The sequence below is a fragment of the Bradyrhizobium sp. genome (assembly GCF_036009065.1).
Lineage (GTDB): Bacteria > Pseudomonadota > Alphaproteobacteria > Rhizobiales > Xanthobacteraceae > Bradyrhizobium.
This window is the reverse complement of record NZ_DASYMN010000051.1, coordinates 1-4534: the sequence shown is the minus strand read 5'-3', so window position 1 is coordinate 4534 and position 4534 is coordinate 1. Positions and strand designations below refer to the sequence as shown.

Annotated in this window: 6 protein-coding genes; 1 reads left to right on the top strand and 5 read right to left on the bottom strand. The window is 62.2% G+C overall.

From position 1 onward, the window contains the following. Positions 1-187 precede the first annotated feature (187 nt). Positions 188-943 carry a S1 family peptidase gene (locus VGP39_RS03580; protein WP_327566732.1) on the top strand — a complete coding sequence of 252 codons (756 nt, stop codon included), beginning with the start codon at positions 188-190 and terminating at the stop codon, positions 941-943. A 3-nt stretch (positions 944-946) separates the two neighbouring features. Here VGP39_RS03580 and VGP39_RS03575 read toward each other — a convergent pair whose 3' ends face one another. The 5 genes from VGP39_RS03575 to VGP39_RS03555 form a co-directional block, all read right to left on the bottom strand. Next, positions 947-1543 carry an RNase A-like domain-containing protein gene (locus tag VGP39_RS03575; protein WP_327566731.1) on the bottom strand — a complete coding sequence of 199 codons (597 nt, stop codon included), beginning with the start codon at positions 1541-1543 and terminating at the stop codon, positions 947-949. 162 nt (positions 1544-1705) lie between these two features. Further along, positions 1706-1981 (bottom strand): hypothetical protein, encoded by a 276-nt coding sequence (locus VGP39_RS03570; RefSeq protein ID WP_327566730.1) that lies wholly within the window; start codon positions 1979-1981, stop codon positions 1706-1708. Positions 1982-2001: 20 nt separating this feature from the next. Beyond that, positions 2002-2907, bottom strand: coding sequence for an RNase A-like domain-containing protein (locus tag VGP39_RS03565; protein ID WP_327566729.1), 906 nt, complete (start codon positions 2905-2907; stop codon positions 2002-2004). A gap of 315 nt (positions 2908-3222) precedes the next feature. Then, the gene (locus tag VGP39_RS03560) at positions 3223-3525 is read right to left on the bottom strand and encodes a hypothetical protein (protein ID WP_327566728.1); all 303 of its coding nucleotides are present in this window, start codon (positions 3523-3525) and stop codon (positions 3223-3225) included. 12 nt (positions 3526-3537) lie between these two features. Further along, on the bottom strand, positions 3538-4534 hold a 997-nt coding region (locus VGP39_RS03555), incomplete at its 5' end, for an RNase A-like domain-containing protein (RefSeq protein ID WP_414644552.1).

Sequence of the window (4534 nt, the reverse complement as noted above, 5' to 3'; positions counted from 1 at the left end):
CCTCCAGGTAGGGGAATCGCATGTGCATGAACAAATAAGGAATCGCCGACGGTTTTGGTCGATATGTTCGTCCAACGATTCACCTTTGTTCACGCTTCGATTCACACATGCGATTACCCTGCCCCTCCAGGGGAGGGTAAGTACGCTTGTGTTGACAGCCGCGGCGCGAAGCGGCTCACATCGCCGGATGATTCAGCGCCTGCTTCTCATCTTCGCCTTCGCCCTCATCACGCATCCCGTCGCGGCCATCGTCGGCGGCGGCGGCCCGGCGGAAAATATCTCGCGCGCGGTCGTCACCATCATCGGCTCGCGCGGCAGTTTTTGCACCGGCAGCCTGCTTGCGCAGGACCTGGTGCTGACCGCGGCGCATTGCGTGCTGCCGGGCGCCGATTATAAAGTCATCCTTCCCGGCGAGACGCCACCGCGGCTGCTCGATGTCAGGCGCGTGGCGTCGCATCCGCAATTCAGCGTGCAAGCCATCCTGGCGCACCGCGCCTCAGCCGACGTGGCGCTGCTGCAGCTCGCAAGCCCGCTGCCGCCAAGCAAGGCGCCCGCGCCGTTCGGCGCGCCGGCGATCCCGATTGAGGTCGGCGCGCGCCTCACCATCGCCGGCGTCGGCGTTAGCAGGCGCGGCGACGGCAAAAGCGGCGGCGCCATCCGCGCCGCCGATCTCACCGTGACCGGCAAGCCCGGCACGCTGCAAATCCGCCTCGCCGATCCGCTCACGAACAACACGCGCGACGGCCTCGGCGCCTGCACCGGGGACTCCGGCGCGCCTGTATTCGAGATGCAGAGCGGCCGCGCGGTGATCGTCGGCGTGGTGAGCTGGTCGACCGGCGCAAACAACAGTGACGGCTGCGGCGGCCTCACCGGCGTCACCCCGCTGACGCTGTACCGGGAGTGGATTTTTCGCACGGCGAGACTGTGGGGCGTCGGGATGTGACCGCTATCGCGATCCGCGCCTCAGCCTCCGTATGAACTCGTCAAGCGCTTCATCTTGCCGCTTCATCTCAAAATAATAGAAGCGAGGTTTGTCCGGATTTTTCGGATCAACGCTTGTTGGCCCGCCCGCCAGATCTTTCAAAAATAGCGTCGCCTGCGCAAAATTGTCAGCGGTTCTCCAGTCGTAGGTCACCTCTACGCCCGTGCTCTTGTAAATATCCATCTGGGTTTTCGAAGGCGCCGGCAAGGTGTCGAAATTTCGCGGAAAAGCGGTATGGACGCGGTGCCCCCTGGGTGTCCGAGGATCGGCAACGATGACGACACGAACGCTGTAAGTCTGGCGAATTCGCCGGTCCACTAGTTCGTCCGGCGCAAAAGCTTCCTTTCCGGTCGGCGAATCGAAGGTGGCGTCGAGTTCGTCTTTCGAAGACTTGCCCTCGACCAGGCGATCGACCCTCTCCCGGTTTCGCAGCAACGTCGCGCTGACCAATCTGTTGGCGGCCTCGTAGTCCGTAAACGATCCCATCCGTTTTCCGACGATGAAGTCGACAGGCTCGTGCGGACCTGGCTTATCCCGAGCAGCGGCAGCCGGGTCTTTCATGGGCATCCCCGGGCCAACTCACTCCGCGTCGTCCGATTCAAACATCGAGATCGGTGGACGGCAACGTCGCGAAAGTTGCGCGCGAGCTGTTGGTCGCGGAAAAGATCGCACCTCGCGTACTATGAGTTGGTTGAGTGCAATGCGCGTGCTCAGTTCCGCCGGTCATGGCGAGGGGATTGCATCGCGGATCAATGTCAGTACGCCGCGGATGTCCTCAAAGTCGTAGTTTGGACCAGTATCTTCCCAAATCCGCCGTAACTCCGCGTCGGAGGGATTTCGTGCAAGCAGGTCCCGCAGAAAGCGCTTGATGACTGCTTGCTGTTGCTGGTTCAACCCTCTGACGGCAAGCGCGACCCATTGCTCCATTGTAGAGATACCGGCCTCGCTGCCCTGATAGAAACGGTGGACCAGGTGTGTGAACTCATCAGGCACGAGCATGATCTCTCCTGCTGTCTCGGTCAGTCGTCGTTTCTGGGATAAGCGGTTATCACACTGTAACCTCTTTCGGCACGACGGTCATGTTCGATCAGAACGCCCACGCCGTAGGTATCTCTTAGGTAAGGCTTTGCATCGACATTTGATCTGAAAGCCTCACGCCCAGTCTTGTAGTTAAAGCGCGCTGTTACAAAAGCGTCTTTCAGCTGTCCCGTGGCTACGGCATCTACCTGATCTCGGTTTTGCTCAAGTGTGCGATGGACAAGATCAGTGGCAGCCTCACGAGGTTCGAATGATCCCCACCGCTTACGCGCGTAGCGATAGATACCGGCTCGCCCACGGACAAGCGTCGTACCTTCCATCAGCTCCTCGCCGGTCTTGTCGGTATGCTCCCGGAACGTGTGGCCGCCGCGGGCTTCTTCTTGCACTAGGTCGGGGTGGTATCGTCGTCCGGAATCATCTGCTGCAATTTTTACGATTGAGTCGGAACGATTCCCCGCATCCGTGCGCGCGCCGTCCGGCTTGATCCGAAACAGATCGCCGAGTTCACTCGACCTGCTGACGTCGCCGATATCGACATTGCCCATCGGCTGCGCGAGACTGGTGCCTGTCCCCTGGCCCGTGTCCTGGCTTGGGCCCGCAACCGTGCCCTGCCCCCCGCCGCGATCCGTCCACTGCCCGCCGCGCGGATTGCCGGACGGCACGCGCGGCTGGCTCGGGCTGTATTTTACTTCTTCCAGCCGCCGCCGCTTCAGCTCGGCCCGGAGTTCGGCCACCTGTTCGCGCAGCACGGCGTGGCGTTGGTAGGCCGCCTCGACCTCCGCTTCGAAGGCGGCTTGTGCCGCGTCGGGCTTGCGCGCCAGCGTTAGGAGTCGTCGGATCGGGACATGCGTTGTCGGTCCAGATTGCGATTGAGGCTTCCGCGTCATTGCGAGCGAAGCGAAGCAATCCAGTGCCGCACACGCAGAGTCGTCATGCGCGGGCTTGACCCGCCTGCGGGGCCGAAGTCCCTTCGGCGAGGCGAAGGCCCGCGCATCCATCTTCTTCGAAAGGATTCTTGCGAACGGGATGGATGGCCGGGTCAAGCCCGGCCATGACGAGGTGATGTGCGTTGCGCCGCCCTCAGCTCACCGCGAACTTCAGCACTTTGATCGCGAAGGCGGTCCAGACCGACACGCATCTGTTCGTCCCAGTTCTTGTCTCCCCGCATATCGCTGCGCTCATGTGGGCTACTTGCTACTTGCTCACCCGAGCTTCCGATCCTTGTCGGCGATGATCTGGCGGCGGATTTCTTCGAAAAAGACGCGGTGGCCGCCCGGGCTGAAGTTAGATCTCGGCGATTGCTTGCGCCAGACATATTCGAGCTCTGCATCCGAATGGCCGCCGTCCAGCAGCTCATTGAGGAATGCCAGCAGCGGGCGGCGGCGGTCATGGCTGGCAGTGCCCGCAAGTGCCGCCGCCGCCAGGCTTTCGAGCGACACGGACTCTTGGGGATCCTCGTCATAAATACCCCATACGAATTGAACGAACTCCTCCGGAATCTTCATGCGAAGCTCCTGTCAATCGTTGACCGGAAATGCCGTGCGCACCCTATAGCCGCGCCACGAGCGCCTGTCATACCTGATGACGACGCGAACGCTATAGGTGGGGCGGATATAAGGCTCGGCGTCGCCATTCGGCCTGAAGGCCTCTTTTCCTGTTACAAATCCGAAGCGTTCCTGCAGTGTGACATCATCCTTGAGTTTGCCCGCGGCAACCTGGTCGACCGTGTCGGTGTTCCGTTTGAGCACCTGATTGACAAGGTCGTTGGCCTCTTCGCGCGACCGAAATGTGCCTTCGGCCACGGGATATTCCGTGATCTCCAGATTGCCGGTTTGTATGCGCTGCCATTTGGCATTGAGCCAGTCAATGAGAGAGCTGTCCGACCTTTCGTTATGCCGACGCAGCGTATGGCCGCCGTTGTCGTCTTCCTCCTCCAGGACGGGGGTGTAAAACCGCGGGTCATCGGACGCTGCAACTTTTACGACGGAGTCCGAAAGATTCCCGGCATCCGTGCGCGCGCCGTCCGGCTTGATCCGAAACAGATCGCCGAGTTCACTCGACCCGCTGACGTCGCCGATATCGACATTGCCCATCGGCTGCGCGAGACTCGTGCCGGTCCCCTGGCCCGTGTCCTGGCTCGGGCCCGCAACCGTGCCCTGCCCCCCGCCGCGATCCGTCCACTGCCCGCCGCGCGGGTTGCCGGCGGGCACGCGCAGCTGGCTCGGGCTATACTTTGCTTCTTCCAGCCGCCGCCGCTTCAGCTCGGCCCGGAGCGAGGCCACCTGTTCGCGCAGCACGGCGTGCCGTTGGTAGGCCGCCTCGACCTCCGCCTCGAAGGCGGCTTGTGCCGCGTCGGGTTTGCGCGCCAGCGTCGGATAGATGTCGGCTGGATCGAACCCGGGCTTCACCCAGCGCGCCGCGTCGGGGCGGATCCATAGATGCGCGTCATGGCGCGTCCATCGCTGCTGCTGATGGCGCAGGTAGGAGTCGTCGGATTGGGACATGCGGGACTTC